Below are 21,905 nucleotides of genomic sequence, written 5' to 3' on the forward strand. Positions count from 1 at the left end.
GCCGCTACGGTGGGTCGGGTGACGACGATCACGATGAACACACCCGACGGCCCGATCGACGCTCTGCTCGGCCTCCCCAGCGGGGAGGGTCCGTGGCCCGGAGTGGTGATCATCCATGACGCGATCGGCTACGCACCCGACAACGAGGCGATCTCCGAACGCGTCGCGGCTGCCGGCTATCTCGCGCTCACGCCGAATCTCTACGCGCGCGGCGGTCGGGCGCGGTGCATCACCCGGGTGATGCGGGAGCTGCTGACCCAGCGCGGCCGGGCACTCGACGACGTCCTGGCCGCACGCGACCACCTGCGGGCACACCCGCAGTGCACCGGGGCGGTGGGCATCGCAGGTTTCTGCATGGGCGGACAGTTCGCGCTTGTTCTGGGGCCCAAAGGATTTGGAGCGGCAGCACCGTTCTACGGCACGCCGCTGCCGAAGCGGCTCGACCAGACATTGGACGCCTCATGCCCGCTGGTGGCCAGCTTCGGCCGCCGTGACCCGCTGGGCATCGGTGCGGCGGGTCGGTTGCAGCGCGTCGTCGACGCCAAGAACATCCCGGCCGACATCAAGGTGTACCCCGAAGCCGGCCACAGCTTCGCCAACCAGTTGCCCGCGCAGTCGTTACTGCGGATCACCGGCTTCGGCTACAACGAGGCCGCCACCGCCGATGCCTGGTCACGCGTGTTCGCGTTCTTCGGCGAGCACCTGAGCGCTAAAGCCAACTGAGCCCGGCCACCACCAGCGCTTCGGTGCCGGTGTCCAGCGTCGGCTGGAGCACCGGGCCGAACCGCGGTGAATGGTTCACCGGAATGTCCACGCGAGTGCGATCGGCGGACACCGCCGCGCGGAACGCCTCCTCGTCGATCCCGCCGAAGCCCCAATAGGTGTAGGGCGCGCCCAGCGCAGCCGGAATGTCACTGAAGTCTTCACTGGCCGACCCGGCCGGCATCGTCTGTGCCCGGTCGCCGAAATATTCACTGAAGGCGGCCTCGACGCGAGCCGTAACCGCATCGTCGTTGACGGTCAGCGGAAAGTTGGCGTACAACTCGAATTCCGGGTCGCGCGGCGAGTCGGATGCCTGACACTCGGCGATCACCACGCGCCGGATCGCCGCGAGCACCGCGGTGCGCACCGATTCATCGAAGGTGCGCAGGTTCAGTTCGAGTACCGCGTGATCGCCGATGACATTGCTCTTGGTCCCGGCCTGAATGCTGCCGACCGTCAGGACGACCGTCTGGCTCGGATCAACCTCGCGGGACACAATCGTCTGCAACCGGATGACGATCATCGACGCCAGCACCACCGGATCCACCGTGGCCTGCGGCATCGAACCGTGCCCGCCACGACCGTAGACCGTGATCCTCATGCTGTCGGCCGCAGACAACACCGGCCCGCTACGGGTACGCACCTGTCCCGCGGGCGCCGGAAACACATGCTGGGCCAGCGCCACGTCGACTGGGCCGACCAGATCGGCCAGACCGTCCTCGGCCATCCCCCGGGCGCCATCGCCCACCTCTTCGGCGGGCTGGAAAACCGCAATCATGGTGCCGCGCCAGTGATCTGGCGCCTGGGAGAGCAGTTCGGCAGCGCCCAGTAGACACGTCACGTGCACGTCGTGGCCGCAGGCATGCATGACGCCGTCATGCGCGCTCGCGTAGGGCAGCCCCGTCGCCTCCGTCACCGGCAGCGCGTCCATATCCGCCCGCATCAGTACCCGGGGGCCGTCGCCGTTGCCCAGAACACCGACCACGCCGGTTCCACCGACGCCTTCGTGGACGGTCAGCCCCGACCGACGGAGGCGCTCGGCCACCACGCCGGCAGTGCGTTTTTCCTGATGCGAGAGTTCGGGGTTCTGATGCAGATCGCGGTACAGCGGCTCCTGCCAGGCGCGGACCTCGGGTAACCGCGTGAGCACCGCCTCGGCGCGTCGACGAATATCGTCCCCAGTACTGTCCGCCGCCACCGCCGACCCCCTGTCCGCTGTTACTCCGGCAACCGCAGTTCGGGTTTCTCGACCTCTTCGATATTCACGTCCTTGAACGTGATCACCCGCACCTGCTTGACGAACCGGGCCGGCCGGTACATGTCCCACACCCAGGCGTCGGCGAGCCTCAACTCGAAGTAGACCTCGCCCTCGGAGTTACGCGGAATCAGCTCCACGCTGTTGGCCAGGTAGAACCGCCGCTCGGTCTCGACGACATAGCTGAACTGCCCGACGATGTCCTTGTATTCGCGGTAAAGCGAGAGCTCCATCTCGGTTTCATACTTCTCGAGATCCTCGGCGCTCATCTGGTGTGCTGTCCTTCTCGTTGTGCTGGTGCCCTGTCGACCATCTTTGCGTACGCGGTTTCAGCATGCCGCATTGGTGCCATATCCCGCCGCACGTCTGTCATCTCTGCGGCCCGCCGCACATCTACCGTCTCTGCGGCCCGCCGCACATCTACCGTCTCTGCGGCCCGCCGCACGTTCACATACGAGTAGCGGTGCTCCACACACGGCCCCAACTCCGTCAACGCCGCGGAGTGTGCGGGAGTGCTGTACCCCTTGTGCTCGGCGAACCCGTAGCCGGGATGGTGCTGCTCCATCTCGACCATCAGCCGGTCTCTGCTGACCTTGGCCAGCACGCTGGCCGCTGCGATACAGGCGGCGGCGGCATCTCCCCCGATCACCGGCAAGGAGGGCACTGCCAGGCCCGGAACCCGGAACCCGTCGGACAACACGTATCCGGGCCGCAGGGACAACCCCGCCACCGCGCGCCGCATGCCCTCGATATTGGCCACGTGAACACCGAGCCGGTCCACCTCGTCGGAGGGGATGAACACCACGTGATAGGCGAGTGCGTACCGGCGGATCAGGGGGAACAACCGCTCCCGTTCGCGCTCGCCCAGCTTCTTGGAATCGTCGAGCGAGGCCAGGCTGTCCATCCGGTTGGGGCCCAGTACACAGGCGGCCACCACCAACGGTCCCGCACAGGCCCCGCGCCCCACCTCGTCCACCCCGGCAACCGGCCCGAGTCCGTTGCGATACAGCGCTGATTCCAGGGTGCGCAGGCCGGATGACCTCCGGATCACCGGTCGCGGCGGCCACGACGTCTTCACCACTGGAGGCACAGGGCAGCTCCTAGGAGTCGGTCTGCGGGTTCACGCCATTGATACCGCCCCATCGGGACGGCGGCCAGGCGATGAACCGTGCCTTTCCGATCACATTCTCCACCGGAACGGTGCCGACCGCCGGGTCGCCGGTGCACATCACGCGTTCCTGCACGGGGATTTCCCCGGCGTCGGTACGCGGACTGTCGCAATGCGCGCGCGAGTCGGCCGAGTGGGTCCGATTGTCACCCATCACCCACAGGCGATCGGGCGGGACGGTGACCGGACCGAACTGATTGCCCAGACACGGATAGAGATTGGGGTCGACCATCATGGTGGCCGGGTCCAGGTACGGCTCGTTCAGACGTTTGCCGTCGACCGTCAGACCCGTGTCGGCACGACACTGCACCGTCTGGCCGCCCACGGCGATGACACGCTTGACCAGATCGTTCTCATCCGGCGGCACGAAACCGACGAAGGAGAGGGCGTTCTGCACCCAGCGGATCGCGGTGTTGTCCGAGCGGATCGACTTGTATCCGATGTTCCACGACGGCGGGCCCTTGAACACCACCACGTCGCCGGGTTCCGGCTTGGAGAACCGGTAGGTCACCTTGTCGACCATGATCCGGTCACCGACGCAGCCGGCGCAGCCATGCAGCGTGGGTTCCATGGATTCCGACGGAATCAGATACGGACGTGCGATGAACGTCAGCGTCACGTAGTAGAGCACCAGCGCGATGGTCGCCAAAATGGCGATTTCGCGGGCCGTGGAGTGCTTGCCCTTGGGCGACTCGTCCGGCGATTCGTCCTCGGACGCATCCGAAGGCTGACCTGGATCAGAGTCGACGTCCGAATCGGATTCGGAACTTTCCTCCGAGCGCGCGTTGGCAGAGTCGGTAGGTCCGGTCACAGGCACCACAGTAGCGACGGTCGTGACCGGTCCCGCGACGAGAGCATCGTCAGGCGGAGCAGCGCGCTCAGCGCTTTTCCTTGATCTTCGCCTTCTTGCCACGCAGTTCGCGCAGGTAGTAGAGCTTGGCGCGACGCACGTCACCGCGGGTCACGACATCGATGTGATCGATGTTGGGCGAATGCACCGGGAAGGTGCGCTCGACGCCGACGCCGTAGCTCTCCTTGCGGACGGTGAAGGTCTCGCGGATGCCGCCGCCCTGGCGACGGATCACGACGCCCTTGAAGACCTGGATGCGCTCCTTGGAGCCCTCGATCACCTTCACGTGCACGTTGACGGTGTCGCCGGGGCTGAAGGTCGGGATGTCGTCGCGCAGCGACGCCTGATCGACGAAGTCCAGCGTGTTCATCGGTGACACTTCCTTGTTGTTGGCTGCTCCGGGCAGGCGCATACAGATCGCGCAGCCGAAGCTATTTTCGGGTGTATCGGGTTGCATCTCGCAGCGGAACGCGGACAAGCCGGCCCAGTCCTGCGCAGACAACTGCTCAATTGTGCCAGACGGGTCCCCATACCGTGAAATCCGGCGGGTCGGTCCACCCGATTGCCCCGACTCCTGCACCATACTGCGAGCACTACTGAGCAGCGGGCCACCAGCCGGACAGTTAGGCTTCATCCACCGATGCGCCGGTCCTGCAGAGCCCATCGGGGTTTGTTGACGGTTCAAGGAGGACCATGCGACGGGGGCCGTCGAAGCTGAGGATGGCGAGCGCAGCCAGCGTCACCGCAGTAGTGGCGAGTGCCGTGATAGCCGTCGGTTGCGAAGCCCGGGTGTACGGAACTCCCCCGGCCGCACCCGGAGCACTGCCGCAGCTGACCGTCGTCGTCCCCCAGGGCGGCATGGCTCCGCTGCCCGAGCCATCGCCCGGGGAACCCGCCGCTACCTTCCTGGGCCTCGAGGGCCGCGCACAGCAGGCGACCGAGGACGCTGCCGACGCCGGCGCCGAGATCACCGTGCTCCTCCTCGACCGCAACACCGGCCAACTGGTCTCCAACGGAAACGGGACGACCATCGCCATCGCCTCGGTGGTCAAGCTGTTCATCGCCGACGATCTGCTGCTGCAGGAGGCCAAGGGCCAGACAGTCCTGAGCCCCGAGGACCGCGAAAACCTCGACGTCATGCTGCGATCCTCGGACGACAGCGCCGCCGAAGTGTTCTGGTACCGCAGCGGTGGAAGCGCCATCGTCGATCGGGTGGCGGCCCGCTACGGCTTGAGCTCGACCCAGCGGCCGAACGACGGCCGATGGTGGAACACCATCAGCACCGCGGCCGATCTGGTGCGCTACTACGACATGTTGATGAACGGCAGCGGCGGCCTGCCCGCCGAACAGGCCAACGTCATCCTGTCCAACCTGGCCCAGTCCACCCCGGAGGCCATCGACGGAACGCAACCGGACGGCACGTACCCGCAGCGATTCGGCATTCCTGAGGGCCTTTACGCCGAACCGGTCGCGGTCAAGCAGGGCTGGATGTGCTGTATCGGTTCGGACTGGATGCACCTGTCGACCGGCGTGGTCGGCCCCGACCGTCGGTTCATCATGGTGATCGGCTCGCTGCAGCCGACCAACGCCGCCACTGCACGCGACACCATCACCGACGCCGTCAAGACGATGTTCCCCGGCGGCCGGATCTAGCCCACGTTTCCTCGCGAGCAGACACCTAGGTACCCGTTTTCACGCGATTTTGGGTACCTGCGCGTCTGCTCGTCGAGGAAAATCAGCCCAGCAGGTCCGGTCGGCGCTCGCGCGTGCGCTGTAACGACTGCTCGTGGCGCCACGCCGCGACCTTGGCGTGATCCCCCGACAGCAGCACATCCGGCACGTCCAACCCTCGCCAGCTCTGCGGGCGGGTATAGCTGGGCCCTTCAAGCAGGCCGTCGGAATGCGAATCCTGTTGGTGCGATGCCGGATTACCCAGCACATCGGGCATCAACCGGACCACCGCCTCGATCATGACCAGTGCCGCCGACTCGCCGCCGTTGAGGACGTAATCACCGATGGAAACCTCTTCGACCCGCATCCGGCGGGCCGCATCGTCGGCTACCCGCTGGTCGATCCCCTCGTAGCGTCCACAGGCGAACACCAGATGCGACTCAGCACTCCAGCGCTCGGCAACAGCTTGGGTGAACGGGCGTCCTGCCGGTGTCGGCACGACGAGAAGTGTTTCCTCGGAACATATTTCGTCGAGCGCTTCGCCCCACACGGGCGCTTTCATGACCATTCCCGGACCGCCACCGTACGGCGAATCGTCCACCGACCGGTGCACGTCACGGGTCCAGTTCCGCAGGTCATGCACGGCAACGGAGAGTATTCCGGCGTCTATCGCCTTGCCCGGCAAGGACTGCCGGATCGGATCGAGGTAGGCCGGGAAGATCGTGATGACGTCAATACGCACTGCGCGGCCCGTCAGACCTGGTCCAGGTTCAGCAGACCGTCTGGAGGATCGATGACGACAGTTCCGGTGTCCCGGGACACCGAGGTGACGATGGCGCTGACGAACGGCACCAACACTTCGCGGCCATCCGGTTCGGCCTTGACCGACAGCAACTCGCCGGCGGCGGTGTGCAGCACCTCGCGAATCACGCCCACCGCGGCGCCCTCGACCGTGACGACCCGCAAACCCTCGAGTTCGTGGTCATAGAACTCATCGGGATCGTCGATGGCGGGCAGGTCGGCGGTGTCGACGATGAACACCGTGCCACGCAACTCGTCGGCCGCGTTGCGATCGGTCACACCGGCCAGGCGGATCAGTAACCGACCCGCGTGATCGCGCACGGATTCGACTGAGAAAGTGCGCTCGGCACCCCCCTTGGCGCGGCCCCGAAGGGCCGCACCGGGGGTAAATCGGGCATCCGGGTCGTCGGTACGAATCTCGACGACGAGTTCACCGGTAATGCCGTGAGCTTTGACAACCCGCCCGACAACCAGGTCCATGGATCCGACGCTACTGGTCGGTGTCCACCACGTCGACGCGGATTCCGCGCCCACCGATGCCTGCGACCAGGGTGCGCAGCGCGGTGGCCGTACGGCCGCCGCGACCGATGACCTTGCCCAGGTCATCGGGGTGCACGTGCACCTCGACGGTCCGCCCGCGGCGGCTGGTGACCATGTCGACACGTACGTCGTCGGGATTGTCCACGATGCCGCGGACCAGGTGCTCGACGGCGTCGACCACGACAGAACTCACTGCGATGCTCAGCTCTCGCTTGCGGCGTCGTCGGCAGCGGCCTCGGCAGGTGCCTCAGCGGCGGCCTCGGCAGCGTCATCCTTCTTGGGAGCCTTCTTCTTCTTCGGCGTGACGGCCGCGGCACCGGTGCCGCTCTCGGCCTCGGCCAGCGCCGCATTGAACAGGTCCAGCTTGGACGGCTTGGGCTCCTTGACCTTCAGGGTGCCCTCGGCGCCCGGCAGGCCCTTGAACTTCTGCCAGTCACCGGTGATCTTCAGCAGGGCCAGCACCGGCTCGGTGGGCTGCGCGCCCACACCCAGCCAGTACTGCGCGCGCTCCGAATCGATCTCGATCAGGCTGGGCTCTTCCTTGGGGTGGTAGCGCCCGATGACCTCGATGGAGCGGCCTTCGCGGCGGGTGCGCGCGTCGGCGACGGCGATGCGGTACTGGGGGTTGCGGATCTTGCCAAGCCGGGTGAGCTTGATCTTGACAGCCATGGTTGAGACTTCTCCTCTATGTCACGCTGCAATTCAGCGATGCGGGCGGAATTGCCCGATCCGGTTTTGCCTTACGTGTGTGACCGCCGCGCAGCGCATTGAACGAGTCGCGTGGCAGACAGCGCCCAATTGTGCCAGAACGATGCCGACCAGCCCAAATCCAGCTCGAATGGCCAGTTATTGCACAACGTGCCGCCGGTTGCGTGTCACAACCGGCCACTCGCGCGTGAGGCGCTCGGGTTGCGACGGTCAGACGACCTTGTCGAAACACTTGGTCTCGACACGGCGGCTCATCCGCCAGCCGTCGGCCGTCCGGACGAACTCGTCCTCGTACCACAGTCCGCAGAACAACACCTGTTGCTCCAGCCCCGGCAGCACCATCGGGTTGAAGCAGATGGTGCGGGACGACGCTTTGTCACCGTCGATCCGGACATCGAAGTTGCCGAGCATGTGGGCGTAGGCCGGGAAGTTCGGCAGCACCTCGGCCAGCCAGGCCTTGACCTCGGGATAACGACCGTCGATGCCCCCCATCGCCCGGTAGTCGATGTAGGCATCGGAGGTGAACACCGCATCGAGGTCATCGAATAGTCGACGGTCTATCGCCGTGGAGTAGTCGATCAACAACTGCTGGATCTCCAGACGGTCCGAAATCTCGGCCAGGCTCAACATGTCTCGATTCAACACCAGGTCAGGATTGAGGGCCCTCCGACGGCGGCCAGTGCGCGCCCGGCGAGGCGTCCCCCGGCTCGGTGAAGTGGCCGCGGGACAACGGCACCCACTGCTCACTGGGAGCCGGCTGCTTCGAGGACGGGAAGTCACGCAGTGCACCGGTCGGGCTGGAATCCCAGGCCTCAAACGTCAACGGTGTCTGCAGCCAAGCGTTGAGCAACAGATAGGTGGCCTCCAACGAGTCCAGGTGGGTCCGTTCCCAACCGTGGCTCCCGTCGAGGCCGAACCCCAGCAGTGCCGCGCGGGTACCCGCGCCGGCCTCGATGGCGGCTGCCGCGTCGGACCGGTAGTAGCGGAACACGTCCCGCGCGAACGGGATGCCCTGTCCCTCGGCCAGGCGGCAGAGCTTGCGGGTCAAGTGATAGTCGAACGGGCCGTGCAGGTCGGCCATCGGGATCGTCACGCCGTGTTCGATCGAGTGCTGTCCGGGGGCGCAGACCGCGTTATCCACCGAAACCAACTCGGCCACATCGGGCGGAAGCCCGTGACTGGCACCGTGCCCCACTTCCTCGGTGATGGTCACCATGAGAGTGGCGCGGTGCGGAAGCACGATCTTTTGCTCCGAGATGGTCTTGGCCAGGGCCAGCGCGACCGCCACCCCAGCCTTCCCGTCGAGGTGGCGCGACACCACGAAGCCGTCCTCGGTGAGTTCGGGGCTGGCGATCAGCGCGACGAAGTCACCCACGTTCAGACCCAGCCGTTCCAGATCCGCACGTGTCGACACATTTCGGTCCACCCGTACCTCGACGTGGTCCCAGTCGGTGGGCTGGGTGTCGATCTCGTCGCCGTAGGCATGCCCGCTGGCCTTGAGCGGCATGATCGTGCCCGTGAAGAACTCGTCGGGGTCGTCGGAGAAGATCCGCACCCGCGCGCCCGCAGCGAACCGTGCGGAGAATGTGCCGACGGGGACCAATTCGAGCCGGCCGTTGTCCTTCAGATTCCTGACCATGCAGCCGATGGTGTCGGCGTGCACCACCAGCGCTCGGTCGATCGTGGGCGACTCACCAGGCAGCTCGGCGGTCAGCGCACCGCGCCGGGTCAACGTGAACGGCACGCCCAGATCGTTGAGGATATCGCCGATCAACTGCATCACGGCATCGGTGCGTCCCGACGGACTCGGAGTCTGCAGCAACGACAGCAGCGTGTCGATCATCCACTTACGTTCGGCCTCCGGCATGGCGGCGGTCTCGGCCACGTTTTCTCACCTCGTATTCGTCGGATCTTCCTCACACGCCGATGCCCGCGGATTGTGCCACTAGGGTCAGTGGACATGGTCAGGCTCGTCGGTGCGATCTCGCTCTGTCTCGCAGCACTTCTCCCAACAGCTCTACCAGGCTCCCCCACGGCCTCCGCCGACACCAGCGTGCAGCAGGTGGGCGCGACACCCATCCCGGCCGGCCCCGCCCCGGCCTGGATCGTCGCCGACATGGATACCGGCCAGATCCTGGCCGGCCGGGATCAGCACGCCCCGCACGCACCCGCCAGCACCATCAAGACTCTGCTGGCGCTGGTGGCCCTCGACGAGATTCCGTTGGATGCAACCGTCGTCGCCGACGAAGCCGATGCCAAGGTCGAGTGCACCTGCGTCGGGATCAAGGCCGGACGCACCTACACCATGCGGCAGCTGCTGGATGCGGCACTGCTGGTGTCCGGCAACGACGCCGCCAACACACTGGCACACATGCTCGGCGGGACCGACGCCGCGGTGGCCAAGATGAACGCCAAGGCCGCCGCGCTCGGCGCGAACGCCACCCATGCCGGGTCCCCATCGGGTCTGAACGGCCCCGGCATCGACGGGGCCACCACACCGCGGGACCTGGCCGTGATCTTCCGCGCCGCGCTGGCGAATCCGATGTTCGCGGCGATCACGTCATCTCCGTCGGCGTCCTTTCCAGGTGCCACGGGACCGGTCACGTTGGTCAACCAAGACGAGATGCTGGGCCGCTATCCAGGCATGCTCGGCGGTAAGACCGGTTTCACCGACGTGGCTCGCAAGACGTTCGTCGGCGCTGCACAGCGCGACGGCCGCCGGTTGGTGGTCGCCATGATGTACGGGTTGGTCAAGGAAGGTGGCCCGACCTACTGGGACCAGGCCACCAGCCTGTTGGACTGGGGATTCGCTCAGGACCACTCAGCAGGCATCGGCCAGCTCTAACGGGCTGATCCGTACCTCCGCGCCGCAACCATACGGAGACCTGATCGCGCGCTGAGCGAGTCCTGTGATCCGTAGCGTCAAGCTCCGTGCGACGACGTTTCGCGGCCACCGTGCTCGCCCTCGGCGCGGTGCTCGCGGTCACGCCCTCCGCGTACGCGCAGCCCGGCGTCCAGCCGGCAGGCGCCCAGATTCCCGACGGACCCGCCAAGGCCTGGCTGGTTGCGGACATGGACACCGGCCAGGTACTGGCGTCCAAGGACCCCAACGGCTCGTATGCCCCGGCCAGCACCATCAAACCCCTGTTGGCGATGGTGGTGCTCGATCATCTCCGGCCCGATAATTTCGCCCGGGCCAACGCATCCCATACCAAGGTCGAATGTTCATGTGTGGGCTTGAAACCGGGTCAGCCGTACACCACCCGCCAGCTACTCGAGGCACTGCTCATGGTGTCGGGCAACGACGCGGCGAACATGCTCGCCGACATGCTCGGCGGCCGTCCCGCCACCGTCGCGGCAATGACGCGCAAGGCGGCCACAGTCGGCGCTCGCAACACCCGCGCCGGCTCACCGTCCGGCCTCGACGGCCCCGGCTGGGAAACCGTGACCACTCCTCACGACCTGGCGGTGATCCTGCGCGCCGCGCTGACGTACCCACTGATCGCGCAGATCATGCGCCAGCCCTCGGCCCAGTTCCCCGGCAAGACCCTGACCAACCAGAACGAACTGCTTGCGCGCTACCCCGGCGACATCGCCGGCAAGACCGGCTACACGGACCTGGCCCGCAAGACGTATGTCGGTGCCGCGCAACGGGGTAACCGTCGTCTGATCGTGGTCCAGATGTACGGCACCGGCGATCTGTACGGACAGGCGATCGATTTGTTCGATTACGGTTTCTCGCACTGACCTTCGACGCTAAGAGGTAGGGCCCCACCGGGACTCACACCCAACTAAGGTAACCCTAAATTCGTGTGGAGTGCCCGCGCGCGATGAGGGGAGCCGATGTGTCCGACCGTGAGTTCTCGTTGGTGGTCGCCTATGGCACCGACATGGGCAACGCCGAAGACGCTGCCATGTCGTTCGCCGAGGCCACCACCGCCGCCGGAATTCCTGCCGAGGCCGTCGAGCTCAACCAAGTCGAACTCAGCCAGCTCAGTACCGCAACGCATTTCATCGTGGTGACATCGACTTTCGGCGACGGCGAGTTCCCCGACACCGCCACGCTGTTCTGGGAGGCGATCAGCGCCTCGACCGAACGTCTGGAACACATGAGCTTCGCAATCCTGGCCCTCGGCGACACCTCGTACGAATTGTTCTGCAACGCAGGAAAACTCCTCGATGCCCGGCTGGAGGAGTTGGGCGCCACCCGGCTCGCCGACCGCGTGGACGTCGACGGATACTACGAAGAACCGGCCGCGGCCTGGACCACCGACCTGGTCAAGCAACTCATCGCCGCCCAGTCCGGCCCCGCCGCTGCCGTCTCCGGCGTCGAGGCCATCGAGGCCATCGAGGCCGTCGCGGCCGAACCCCCGCTTCGCGGCCAGGAACGCAACCGCCCCTTCGCGGCTCCCCTGGCCGTCAATCGACTGCTCACGGCGGCAGAATCCGACAAGGAGGTCCGCCACTACGAGCTGGACCTCACCGGCTCCGGGATCGCCTATCAGGCCGGCGACTCGCTGGCCGTCCACCCGGTCAACGATCCCGACCTGGTGGCGGCGATCCTGGCCGAACTCCAGGTCGGCCCCGAGCATCGCGTCGGCGACTCGGAGGAGACTCTGGGCGTCCTGCTCACCGAACACCTGGAGATCCGGACCCCCTCGCGAGCGCTGCAGGAGCTGGCGGGTTCCGCCGCCTACGGTGAGGACGTCCTCGATCTGATCCGGCGCACCGACCTCACTGTCGACGAGGTGGTAGATACCTTGCGCCCGTTACAGTTCCGCGACTACTCGATCGCCTCGAGTCCGCTGACGCACCCCGATCACGTGCACCTGACCGTGGCCACCGTGCGCTACCCCGGCGCCGACCGCCGCCACGGTGGCGTCGCCTCGACCTACCTGGCCGAGCGCACCGCGACGGTGCAGGTTCACCTGCGGCCCAACCACCATTTCCGGCTGCCCGCAGGCGATGTGCCGATCATCATGATCGGCCCTGGTACCGGCATCGCCCCGTTCCGGGCGTTCCTGCAGGAGCGGCAGGCCGCCGCCGCGCCCGGCCGCTCCTGGCTGTTCTTCGGAGACCGTCGCCGGTCCACCGACTTCCTCTACGGCGAGGAGTTGACGGAATTCGTCGAGTCCGGCACGCTGACCCGGCTCGATCTGGCCTTCTCCCGCGACCAGGACACGAAAGTGTATGTGCAGCACCGTATGCGGGAGCACTCCGCCGAGTTGTTCGCGTGGCTGCAGGATGGTGCGCACCTCTACGTGTGCGGTGACGCCGACCAGATGGCCAAGGACGTGGATGCCACTCTGCACGAGATCGTCGCCGAGAGCGGGGGCATGGACGCGGACACCGCGCACGCCTATGTCAACGACCTGATCAAGACCCACCGCTACCTGCGTGACGTGTACTGATTTTCCCCGCGAGCAGACGCAAACTCGTACATTTCCGGTCGAATTCATGCGAGTTTGCGTCTGCTCGGCGGAGAGTCAGAACACCCGCCCGCGCAGGATCACCAGATCCGGGTGGCTGACCCCGCCATGGCGTGGGTCCTCGGTGTAACAGACCAGGTCTGCGGATGCACCGTCCTCCAACGCGGGCCGCCCCAGCCACGCCCTAGCGTCCCAACTGGCCGCACCCAGGGCGGCGGTGGGGCTCATCCCGATGCCCTTGAGCGCCTCGATCTCGTCGGCGATGCGGCCGTGCGCGATCATGCCGCCGGCGTCGGTGCCCGCGAAGATCGGTACGCCGGCCTCGTAGGCCGCACCGACCCGGGAGCGACAGGACCCGTACAGGTCACGCATGTGCTTGGCATACTGCGGATACTTGCCCGCCGCGTCGGCGATGCCGGGGAAATTGTCGATGTTGATCAGGGTCGGCACCAGCGCGGTGCCGTGTTGGAGCATCAATTCGATTGTGTCATCGGTGATCCCGGTGCCGTGCTCGATGCAGTCGATTCCGGCCTTGATGAGTCCGGGCAGCGCATCCTCACCGAAGACGTGCGCGGTGACCCGCGCTCCCTCGGCGTGGGCGGCGTCGATCGCGGCTTTGAGGATCTCGTCGGACCACAACGGGGCCAGGTCCCCGACCCCTCGGTCGATCCAGTCGCCGACCAGCTTCACCCAGCCGTCACCCCACCGGGCCTGCTCGGCCACGGCAGCGGGCAGTTGCGACTCGTCCTCGATATCGATCGGCAAGCCGGGTGAATAACGCTTGGGTCGGGCCAGATGGCGTCCGGCTCGAATGATGCGCGGCAGGTCGTCGCGGTCGTCGAAGCTTCGGGTGTCCACCGGGGAGCCGGCGTCCCGCAACAACAGTGCGCCCGCGTTCCGTTCGGTTTCGGCCTGCGTCACCGCCTCGTCCAGCTCGACGGCGCCATGAGGGCCGAGGCCCACGTGGCAGTGCGCGTCGACCAGGCCCGGAATGATCCAGCCACCGTCAAAGACAGTGTCGGCGTTGGCGATCGGCTCAGCCGACAGCACACCCTGGTGGATCCACCACTGCACTTCTTCGTCGTCGGGAAGTCCGCGACCACGAACGTGCAGCGCCATCGGTTACTTCTGGCCCGGGAACTTCAGCTTCGACAGGTCGAAATCGGCCAGACCCGGTGGCAATTCGTCCAGGCCCTTGGGCATGTTGGACAGGTCCGGGAAGCCGGCGGGCATCCCGGCGCCGAACGGGTTCTTCGGCGGGGTCGGACCCCGGCCCTTCTTCTTACCGGCCTGCTTGTTCTTGCCCTTGGCGGCCTTGCGCGGGGAGTTCTTGCGCCCGAACGGCATTCCCATCTGGCCGGCCATCGACGACATCATCTTGCGGGCGTCGAAGAACCGGTCCACGAGCTGGTTGACCTCGGATACCTCGACCCCGGAGCCATTGGCGATACGCAGCCGGCGCGAGGCGTTGATGATCTTCGGATCGGCCCGCTCGGCCGGCGTCATGCCACGGATGATCGCCTGCACCCGGTCCAGCTGCTTGTCATCGACGGCGGCCAACGCGTCCTTCATCTGGCCGGCCCCGGGCAGCATGCCAAGCAGGTTGCCGATCGGGCCCATCTTGCGGATCGCCAGCATCTGCTCGAGGAAGTCCTCCAGCGTCAGCTCGCCGGAGCCGATCTTGGCGGCGGCCTCCTCGGCCTTCTGCTGGTCGAAGACCTGCTCGGCCTGCTCGATGAGGGTGAGCACGTCGCCCATGCCCAGGATGCGGCTGGCCATCCGGTCGGGGTGGAAGACGTCGAAGTCTTCGAGCTTCTCCCCGGCCGAGGCGAACAGGATCGGCACGCCGGTGATCTCACGCACCGACAGCGCGGCACCACCGCGCGCGTCACCGTCGAGCTTCGTCAGCACGACACCGGTGAAACCGACGCCCTCGCGGAACGCCTCGGCGGTGGCGACGGCATCCTGACCGATCATCGCGTCGAGCACGAAGAGGGTCTCGTCGGGCTTCACGGCGTCGCGGATCGCCGCGGCCTGGCCCATCAGCTCCTCGTCGATGCCCAGCCGGCCGGCGGTGTCGACGATCACCACGTCGAAATGCTTGGCCCGGGCCTCGGCCATACCGGCCGTCGCGACCGCCACCGGATCACCGTGGCCACCGATCTCCAGGCCATCGGGCGATGTACCCGGGTGCGGCGCGAAGGACGCCACACCGGCGCGCTCGGCCACGATCTGAAGCTGGCTGACCGCACCTGGCCGCTGCAGGTCACATGCGACGAGCAGCGGGGTGTGGCCCAGACCCTTGAGCCATTTCGCCAGCTTGCCGGCCAGCGTGGTCTTACCGGCACCTTGCAGACCGGCGAGCATGATCACCGTCGGCGGGGTCTTCGCGAAGGCCAACTGGCGGGTCTCGCCGCCGAGGATGCCGATCAGCTCCTCGTTGACGATCTTGACCACCTGCTGCGCGGGATTCAGCGCGGCGGAGACCTCGGCGCCCTTGGCGCGATCCTTGATGCGTGCCACGAAGGCACGCACCACAGGCAGCGAGACGTCGGCCTCCAGGAGGGCCAACCGGATCTCGCGCGCCGTGGCGTCGATATCGGCGTCGGTCAACCGCCCCTTGCCGCGTAGGCCCTGCAGGGCTCCGGTCAACCGGTCAGACAGGCTCTCAAACACGTGGTAAGCCTAGCGGCCCGGGATTTGTGGCGTGGTTGGCCGCCGCGAGGCGGAAGCTATCGCGTCGATCGCCCAACAGATCAGGCAGGACAGTACGAAGGCAACCGACGCGTGGATCAGCTGGCGTGCTCCGCCGGTTTGGTCGGTTTGGCCGGCGGCGCAGGCAGGATCGCGAGCAAGTCGCGCTCCAGCTCGGCGCGTACCACGGCCCGTTGCGCTTCGTCGCCGGCCAGTGCCGGGGCGGTGATGCAGAAGACGTCGACGACGGATGAGCCCAGTGTGGTCACCTTGGCCCACGCAACATCCAAGCCGTCGCGCTCGAACACCGCCGTCAGCCGGGCCAACAGGCCGGCCCGGTCGATCGTGCGAATCTGGACGATCAGGTCTTCGGCTGCCGTGCCGGGTGACCACAGGATGCGCGGCGGGGCGGGCACGTGGTTGGCCGGCACCGACGCCAGGATCTCGCCGGCCCGGGTGGTCGGATGCTGGGCCGCCTCCTGGTCTCGGCGTTCCAGCGCGCCGACCACATCCAGCTCGCCGTCGAGCGCCAGGATGAACTGCTGGCGCAGCAGTTGAGCAGGTGGTGGTGAACCGAAGTGCGGAGACACCGCGAAGGTGTTGATCGCCGAACCCTCATGACTGTTGACCGACGCCGAGTGCACCCGCAGGGAGTTCAGCGCCAGCACGCCGGCCGCCTTGGACAACAGGCCGCGCCGGTCCGCGCCGATCATCGTCACGTTGTAGATGTGTGGGCTGTCACCCAGGGAGAGCTCGACGTGGACACCGCCGTCGGCGGCCAACGCCACGAACCGCGAGTCGACCGGATCGGGTTCGGGCAACGGTTCACCGGCCATCACCAGCCGGCACCGTCGCACCAGATCGCCGATCAGCGATGCCTTCCAGTCCCCCCACACCCCGGGGCCGGTGGCCAGGGAGTCGGCTTCGGCCAACACATGGAGCAGCTCCAGCAGCACCATGTCCCCACCGAGCGCGTCGGCTACCGCGTCAATGGTCTTGGGGTCCTGAAGGTCTCGCCGCGTCGCGGTCTCGGGCAACAACAGGTGGTACCGGACGATCTTCGACAGCACATCGATGTCAGACGGCCACAGACCCAGCCGGGTTCCGATCTGAGTGGCCAACTCGGCACCGATCACGCTGTGGTCGCCGCCCCGCCCCTTGCCGATGTCGTGGCACAGCGCACCCAGCAGCAGCAGATCGGGACGTGATACGCGGGTGGTGAAAGCACTTGCCCGCGAGACAGTCTCGACCAGATGTCGGTCAACTGTCCAGGTGTGCACGACATCCCGCGGGGGCAGGTCCCGCACTGCACCCCACTCCGGGAACAACCGACCCCACAGGCCGGTGCGGTCCAGGGCTTCGATGGTGGCGACCGCCGCGGGACCCGACGCCAGCAACACCAGGAGGTCCTTGAGCGCCTGACGCGGCCACGGCGTACGCAGTTCGGGCGCCGTCTCCGCCAGCCTGCTCAGTGTGGACACCGCCATCGGCAGGCCGGTGGCGGCGGACGCCGCGGCGACCCGCAGGATCAGACCCGGATCGCGTTCCGGCCGTGCATCGCGGGCCAGGATCACCTCGCCGGCGAACTCGATCACGCCCTCGTCGAGCGGGCGGCGCACCGGGCGGCGAAGCGCGGCGAAACCGCGCCGGGGTAACGCATTGGCGGCGGTACGGATACCCGAGTCGACGTAGTAGCTCACGGTCCGGGCCGCATCCGACAGGGTGCGGGCCAGGTCGAATCGATCACCGATCCGCAGCGCCGCGCCGATCTCATCGGCATGTTGGGCCAACAGCAGTTCCCGGCCACGGCCCGACGCGCGGTGCAGTTCGGTGCGCACATTCAGCAGCGACAGGTGGGCACCGCCGAGTGTTCCGGTCGGTGAGGCCAGCGCATGACTCGGATAAACATCGGCCAGTTGCGCTATCGCCAGCGCGTTGAGCAGTTGTACGTCCCGCAGGCCGCCGCGGCCCGACTTCAGGTCCGGTTCGGCACGGTGCGCGATCTGGCCGCTGCGTTGCCAGCGCGCCTGCGCATGCTCGACGAGTTCGTCGAATCGCGAGCCGATTCCGATCCGCCACTGCCGTCGCGCCCCGCCGACCAGTAGCGCCGACAGGTCGGCGTCACCGGCCATATGACGGGCGTCCAGCATCGCGAGACCTACCGCGATGTCCTCACCCGCCACCTTGAGGGCCTCGGGAACCGTGCGCACACTGTGGTCGATCCGGATGTTGGCGTCCCACAGCGGATACCAGAGCTTCTCGGCCACTTCAGAGACGAGCTCGACAGGCATGTTGTCATGCAGCAGCATGAGATCGAGATCGGAATACGGCAACATCTCGCCGCGGCCCAGACCACCGGTGGCCACGATGGCGAACCCACTGGTGGCCGTGATCCCGATCTCGGCAGCCTTTGTGGTGAGCCAGAATTCGTGCAGATCGAGTAATGCATCCCGCAGGGCGGCCGCATCCAGTTGACGGGATCCCCCGGCCAGCAATTGCTGGCTGGCCGCCGCCAGATCGGTGGCCGGCCGCGGCGAGCCGACCGGACCCTCCTGTCCGGAGGTCCCGGCCGGCTCGTGGATGGAATCTGGCTGCTGCTCTGTCATTTGGACTCCTCCCCCGGTCAACTACCTGCCACCGCACTTCCTGACCGGGGGACTCGGTCGTCTACCTCGACGACCGGCCACCGCTACAGGGCGTCGGCGCCCCGCTCCCCGGTACGGACACGGACAACGGTGTCGACCGGGCTGACCCAGACCTTCCCATCGCCGATCTTGCCGGTACGGGCGGCCTGCACGATGACGTCCACGACCTTGTCGACCGCGGAATCGTCGACGACAACTTCCACCCGGACCTTCGGTACGAAGTCGACCGAGTACTCGGCACCGCGGTAAACCTCGGTGTGGCCCTTCTGCCGGCCGTAGCCCTGTACCTCGCTGACCGTCATCCCCAGGATGCCCGTCTGCTCCAGGCCGGTCTTGACATCCTCCAGCGTGAACGGCTTGACGATCGCAGTGATCAGCTTCATATTCCCTTATTCCTCCCCGCCGTGACGACCAAGAACAGAACCGGTTCCGACAGCGACGAAGTCGTAAGCGCTCTCAGCGTGCTCGGACTCGTCGATACCGGAAGCCTCCTCTTCTTTGTCCAGGCGCAGGCCCACGGTGTATTTGACAATCAACGCCAAGATAGCGGTACCCACCGCCGAATAGAGCAGAACAGCACCGGCCCCGACCGCCTGTCGCCACAGTTGATCGAACCCACCACCGTAGAACAGACCGGCAATGCCGGCAGGTGCTTCCTTGGTGGCCACCAGGCCGACCAGCAACGTACCGACGATACCGCCGACCAGGTGGACACCCACCACGTCGAGAGAGTCGTCGAATCCGAACTTGAACTTCAAGCCCACCGCCAGGGCACACAGTGCGCCTGCGGCAACACCGATCACGAGCGCGCCCACGACGTTCACCGAGGAGCAGGACGGGGTGATCGCGACCAGCCCGGCGACGATGCCCGATGCGGCGCCCAGTGACGTCGCGTGCCCGTCACGGATCCGCTCGGTGAGCAGCCAGGCCAGCATGGCAGCGGCAGTCGCCACCGTCGTGGTGACGAAGGTCGACCCGGCAACTCCGTTGGCCGACACCGCAGAACCGGCGTTGAAGCCGTACCAGCCGAACCACAGCAAGCCGGCGCCGAGCATCACGAAAGGAAGGTTGTGCGGGCGCATCGGCGTACCCGGCCAGCCGAGCCGCTTGCCGAGGATGATGGCCAGGACCAGGCCCGCGGTACCGGCGTTGATGTGCACCGCGGTGCCACCGGCGAAGTCAATTGCCTTGAGCTGGTTGGCAATCCATCCCCCATGGTGGATCACCGTCTCACCATCGGCGCCCTTGACGTCGAAGTCGAAGACCCAGTGCGCCACCGGGAAGTAGACAACGGTCGCCCACAGCGCGGCGAACAGCAGCCAGCCGCCGAACTTGATGCGGTCGGCGACGGCACCGGAGATCAGGGCGACGGTGATGATCGCGAACATCAGCTGGAAACCCACGAACACGGTGGCCGGGATGGTGCCGACCAGCGCGATGGGCGCATCGGCCGAACCGTTCGTTCCGATCAGACCCTTGAGGCCGAAGAATTGCCCGGGGTCGCCGATGACGCCTGCGGTGTTGTCACCGAACGCGACCGAGTAGCCGTACAGCGCCCACAGCACTGTCACGACACCCATCGCGCTGACGCTCATCATGATCATGTTGAGCACGCCCTTGGCCCGCACCATGCCGCCGTAGAAGAAGGCCAGCCCCGGCGTCATCAACAGCACAAGCGCAGCGGCGGCCAGCATCCATGCTGTGTCACCGGTGTCCGGCGCACCCAATATCGGGAATTGCTCCACTCGCAGTTTCCTCCTTCACCACGCCACGGCCGCAAGGATTTACGGACCGTTGACCTGGTCAAGACAATGCTGAGTGGATGTTTCGGCTACGACGCCGCTGCGTTTCGCTCGTGTGAACGGATAGCCGGGCTGCGTTTCGCCGGTGTTACACCGTGGGTTTTCGCGGGTTTTCGGGCGGTCAGCCCAGCAGCGCGTCGACGAATGCCGCGGGCTCGAACGGTGCGAGATCATCGGGTCCCTCGCCGAGTCCGACGAGTTTGACCGGGACGCCGAGTTCCTGCTGGACGCGGAAGACGATGCCACCCTTGGCGGTGCCGTCGAGCTTGGTCAGGACCACGCCGGTGATGTCGACAACCTCGGCGAACACCTTGGCCTGCGGCAGGCTGTTCTGTCCGATGGTGGCATCGAGCACCAACAGCACCTCGTCCACCGCGGCGCGCTTCTCCACCACCCGCTTGACCTTGCCGAGCTCGTCCATCAGGCCGGTCTTGGTGTGCAGGCGGCCCGCGGTGTCGACGACGACAACGTCGGCGCCGGCCTTGATACCCTCGTCGACGGCGTCGAACGCCACCGATGCCGGATCGGCGCCTTCGGGCCCGCGCACCACCTCCGCGCCGACGCGTGCGGCCCAGGTCTGCAGTTGGTCGGCGGCCGCGGCGCGGAACGTGTCGGCCGCGCCCAGCACGACACGACGGCCGTCGGCGACCAGAACCCGCGCCAGCTTGCCCACCGTGGTGGTCTTGCCCGTGCCGTTCACCCCGACCACCAACAACACAGACGGCTTGTCGGCATGCGGCAGAGCCTTGATCGAACGGTCCAGCTCGGGCCGCAGCTCCGACATCAGCACCTCACGCAGCACCGCGCGGGCGTCGGCTTCGCTGCGCACGTTCTTACTTGCCATCCGCTCACGCAATGCCGCGACCACGGATTCGGTCACCACCGGGCCGAGGTCAGCGATCAGCAGGGTGTCCTCGACGGCCTCCCACGAGTCCTCATCCAGATCGCCACCGCCGAGCAACCCGAGCATGCTGCGGCCCAAGGCGTTCTGGGACTTGGCAAGGCGGCCACGCAGCCGATCCATGCGACCTTCGGCCGGGGCGATGTCCTCCACGGCGGCGGCGACGGCGTCGGGAGCCGCTTCCGGCGCGGCCGGCTCCTCGGGGATGACCGGGGCGCCGACAGAATCTGTCGGCTCAACGGGCACAGGTGGCGCCTCGGGCGCCGCAGTCTCGATCGGCGGCTCCGGCAACTGCACATCGGAGATGGTGCGTTTGGGCGCATCCCGCGGAATCGTGGCGTCATCGCCGACGGCAGGGAGTCCGCCGGTGTCGATGCGGTCGAGCGTCGGCGTACCCGACTTGCTGAACGTGATACCCGAGGACGCCGTATATCCGCCGGAGCGGTCGATCGGTTTCGAGGAGTCTCGTTCCGACAGGCTGATCCGCCGCCGCCGGTACCGCACCAGCCCCACGGTGATAGCGACGATCACGAGAGCAGCGACGACCGCGATAGCGATCCACAGACCCAACAACGCACCTTGTGTCACGCCGCCATTGTCTCAGGGCGGCCGCGTACGAACGATCGGCCCCGTTCCGCGGACTCAGCACGGCCCATCCCGCCCATGAGAACCGGTCAGA

Annotated in this window: 22 protein-coding genes; 5 read left to right on the plus strand and 17 right to left on the minus strand. The window is 66.7% G+C overall.

What is annotated here, in order from left to right:
• The first annotated feature begins 33 nt into the window (after positions 1-33).
• Complete coding sequence (locus AC4ELH_RS00885; RefSeq protein WP_498883056.1) at positions 34-723, plus strand: dienelactone hydrolase family protein; 690 nt, start codon at positions 34-36, stop codon at positions 721-723.
• Here the strand turns inward: AC4ELH_RS00885 and AC4ELH_RS00890 are convergent.
• The 5 genes from AC4ELH_RS00890 to rplS all read right to left on the minus strand — a co-directional run bounded on the left by AC4ELH_RS00890 (position 710) and on the right by rplS (position 4,405).
• Positions 710-1,912 (minus strand): amidohydrolase, encoded by a 1,203-nt coding sequence (locus AC4ELH_RS00890; RefSeq protein ID WP_498883057.1) that lies wholly within the window; start codon positions 1,910-1,912, stop codon positions 710-712. The two genes, AC4ELH_RS00885 and AC4ELH_RS00890, sit on opposite strands and share 14 nt — an antisense overlap.
• 68 nt (positions 1,913-1,980) lie before the next feature.
• Positions 1,981-2,286 (minus strand): DUF2469 domain-containing protein, encoded by a 306-nt coding sequence (locus tag AC4ELH_RS00895; protein ID WP_003881082.1) that lies wholly within the window; start codon positions 2,284-2,286, stop codon positions 1,981-1,983.
• Positions 2,283-3,095, minus strand: coding sequence for a ribonuclease HII (locus tag AC4ELH_RS00900; RefSeq protein WP_498883058.1), 813 nt, complete (start codon positions 3,093-3,095; stop codon positions 2,283-2,285). Before AC4ELH_RS00900 ends, AC4ELH_RS00895 begins: the two co-directional genes overlap by 4 nt.
• Before the next feature lie 22 nt (positions 3,096-3,117).
• Entirely contained in the window at positions 3,118-4,005 is an 888-nt protein-coding gene (lepB, locus tag AC4ELH_RS00905; protein ID WP_463806732.1) for a signal peptidase I, read from the minus strand.
• A gap of 58 nt (positions 4,006-4,063) precedes the next feature.
• Positions 4,064-4,405, minus strand: coding sequence for a 50S ribosomal protein L19 (rplS, locus tag AC4ELH_RS00910; protein ID WP_029372100.1), 342 nt, complete (start codon positions 4,403-4,405; stop codon positions 4,064-4,066).
• A 323-nt stretch (positions 4,406-4,728) separates the two neighbouring features.
• Here rplS and AC4ELH_RS00915 point away from each other — a divergent pair, with 323 nt between their 5' ends.
• Complete coding sequence (locus AC4ELH_RS00915; RefSeq protein ID WP_498882998.1) at positions 4,729-5,688, plus strand: serine hydrolase; 960 nt, start codon at positions 4,729-4,731, stop codon at positions 5,686-5,688.
• Positions 5,689-5,770: 82 nt separating this feature from the next.
• Here the strand turns inward: AC4ELH_RS00915 and trmD are convergent, their stop codons facing one another.
• The 6 genes from trmD to AC4ELH_RS00945 all read right to left on the minus strand — a co-directional run bounded on the left by trmD (position 5,771) and on the right by AC4ELH_RS00945 (position 9,640).
• Positions 5,771-6,448 (minus strand): tRNA (guanosine(37)-N1)-methyltransferase TrmD, encoded by a 678-nt coding sequence (trmD, locus tag AC4ELH_RS00920; protein ID WP_064959873.1) that lies wholly within the window; start codon positions 6,446-6,448, stop codon positions 5,771-5,773.
• Between the two features lie 11 nt (positions 6,449-6,459).
• Positions 6,460-6,987: a ribosome maturation factor RimM gene (gene rimM / locus AC4ELH_RS00925; protein ID WP_448446837.1), complete on the minus strand. Its 528-nt coding sequence runs from the start codon at positions 6,985-6,987 to the stop codon at positions 6,460-6,462.
• A gap of 10 nt (positions 6,988-6,997) precedes the next feature.
• Positions 6,998-7,240, minus strand: coding sequence for an RNA-binding protein (locus tag AC4ELH_RS00930; RefSeq protein WP_003881089.1), 243 nt, complete (start codon positions 7,238-7,240; stop codon positions 6,998-7,000).
• 8 nt (positions 7,241-7,248) lie between these two features.
• Entirely contained in the window at positions 7,249-7,716 is a 468-nt protein-coding gene (gene rpsP, locus AC4ELH_RS00935) for a 30S ribosomal protein S16 (RefSeq protein ID WP_064881782.1), read from the minus strand.
• A 249-nt stretch (positions 7,717-7,965) separates the two neighbouring features.
• A complete protein-coding gene (locus tag AC4ELH_RS00940; protein ID WP_055112870.1) occupies positions 7,966-8,385 on the minus strand; it encodes a nuclear transport factor 2 family protein in 420 nt (139 codons plus the stop codon).
• 19 nt (positions 8,386-8,404) lie between these two features.
• Positions 8,405-9,640, minus strand: a complete 1,236-nt coding sequence (locus AC4ELH_RS00945) for an osmoprotectant NAGGN system M42 family peptidase (RefSeq protein WP_064881784.1) — start codon at positions 9,638-9,640, stop codon at positions 8,405-8,407.
• 75 nt (positions 9,641-9,715) lie between these two features.
• Between AC4ELH_RS00945 and AC4ELH_RS00950 the strand changes: the two genes are divergently transcribed.
• From AC4ELH_RS00950 to AC4ELH_RS00960, 3 genes are all read left to right on the plus strand, one after another.
• Positions 9,716-10,600, plus strand: a complete 885-nt coding sequence (locus AC4ELH_RS00950; RefSeq protein ID WP_463806734.1) for a D-alanyl-D-alanine carboxypeptidase family protein — start codon at positions 9,716-9,718, stop codon at positions 10,598-10,600.
• An 86-nt stretch (positions 10,601-10,686) separates the two neighbouring features.
• Entirely contained in the window at positions 10,687-11,502 is an 816-nt protein-coding gene (locus AC4ELH_RS00955; RefSeq protein ID WP_448446842.1) for a D-alanyl-D-alanine carboxypeptidase, read from the plus strand.
• Between the two features lie 83 nt (positions 11,503-11,585).
• On the plus strand, positions 11,586-13,166 hold the full coding sequence (locus AC4ELH_RS00960) for a diflavin oxidoreductase (RefSeq protein WP_498882999.1): 1,581 nt from the start codon (positions 11,586-11,588) through the stop codon (positions 13,164-13,166).
• 75 nt (positions 13,167-13,241) lie between these two features.
• Here the strand turns inward: AC4ELH_RS00960 and AC4ELH_RS00965 are convergent, their stop codons facing one another.
• The 6 genes from AC4ELH_RS00965 to ftsY all read right to left on the minus strand — a co-directional run bounded on the left by AC4ELH_RS00965 (position 13,242) and on the right by ftsY (position 21,799).
• Positions 13,242-14,303 carry a metal-dependent hydrolase family protein gene (locus AC4ELH_RS00965; protein ID WP_498883000.1) on the minus strand — a complete coding sequence of 354 codons (1,062 nt, stop codon included), beginning with the start codon at positions 14,301-14,303 and terminating at the stop codon, positions 13,242-13,244.
• Positions 14,304-14,306: 3 nt separating this feature from the next.
• On the minus strand, positions 14,307-15,860 hold the full coding sequence (ffh, locus tag AC4ELH_RS00970; protein WP_498883001.1) for a signal recognition particle protein: 1,554 nt from the start codon (positions 15,858-15,860) through the stop codon (positions 14,307-14,309).
• Between the two features lie 116 nt (positions 15,861-15,976).
• The gene (locus AC4ELH_RS00975; protein WP_498883002.1) at positions 15,977-18,484 is read right to left on the minus strand and encodes a [protein-PII] uridylyltransferase; all 2,508 of its coding nucleotides are present in this window, start codon (positions 18,482-18,484) and stop codon (positions 15,977-15,979) included.
• An 83-nt stretch (positions 18,485-18,567) separates the two neighbouring features.
• Complete coding sequence (locus AC4ELH_RS00980) at positions 18,568-18,906, minus strand: P-II family nitrogen regulator (RefSeq protein ID WP_003881099.1); 339 nt, start codon at positions 18,904-18,906, stop codon at positions 18,568-18,570.
• 6 nt (positions 18,907-18,912) lie between these two features.
• Positions 18,913-20,268 carry an ammonium transporter gene (locus AC4ELH_RS00985; protein WP_498883003.1) on the minus strand — a complete coding sequence of 452 codons (1,356 nt, stop codon included), beginning with the start codon at positions 20,266-20,268 and terminating at the stop codon, positions 18,913-18,915.
• A gap of 178 nt (positions 20,269-20,446) precedes the next feature.
• Positions 20,447-21,799 (minus strand): signal recognition particle-docking protein FtsY, encoded by a 1,353-nt coding sequence (gene ftsY, locus AC4ELH_RS00990; protein WP_498883059.1) that lies wholly within the window; start codon positions 21,797-21,799, stop codon positions 20,447-20,449.
• Between the last annotated feature and the right edge of the window lie 106 nt (positions 21,800-21,905).

The organism is Mycobacterium shunyiense (genome assembly GCF_058270075.1).